The 772-nt window shown below is 49.4% G+C and carries 1 protein-coding gene; it reads left to right on the top strand.

Annotation, left to right across the window (positions count from 1 at the left end; genetic code table 11):
* Positions 1-772, top strand: a 772-nt coding sequence (locus R7190_RS26885; protein WP_318137798.1) for a molybdopterin-dependent oxidoreductase, incomplete at both ends; no start/stop codon positions are given.

Here is a 772-nt window from a genome sequence, read left to right as displayed (position 1 = left end):
TCAAACACGGTACCGGTGCGGCTCTTGTCGCTGCTATCGCCCATGTACTGATCAGCGAAGATAAAGTCGACCAAGACTTCCTTGACCGCTACTGTGTGGGTTACGACCGTAAAACTCTGCCAGCATCAGCGCCAGAAAATGGCAGCTACAAAGATTACATCATGGGCACAGGTCCGGATGGTATCGAGAAAACGCCAGAGTGGGCACAACCAATCACAGGTATTCCTGCTGATGTGATCTTGAAACTTGCGCGCGACATCGGCGATGCAAAACGTATTTACATTACCCAAGGTTGGGGTCTACAACGCTCTGCAAACGGTGAGCAAGCATGTAAAGCGATCATGATGCTGTCTCTGCTTCGTGGTCAGGTTGGTCTACAAGGTGGTGGTACTGGTGCTCGTGAGGGTAACCACTCTTACCCATTCCAACGCTTCCCGAAAGTGCCAAACCCAATCAGCGCTTCTATCCCAATGTTCCTTTGGACAGATGCGATTTTCCGTGGCGCTGAGATGACCGATCTTACTGACGGCATCAAAGGTGTTCAGAAGCTGCAAAACAACATCAAGTTCATCTGGAACTATGCAGGTAACTGTCTGATTAACCAACACTCAGACATCAACCGTACACACGACATTCTTCAAGATGAAAAAGCGTGTGAAATGATTGTGGTGATCGACAACCACATGACGTCTTCTGCGAAGTATGCCGATATCGTACTGCCAGACTGTACCACGTCCGAGCAATCAGATTTCTGTATGGATGGTGCGGCAGC

This window comes from Vibrio sp. 1078-1, from assembly GCF_033340475.1.
Note: the sequence above shows the minus strand (reverse complement) of the source record. Positions and strands in the feature narration are given on the sequence as shown.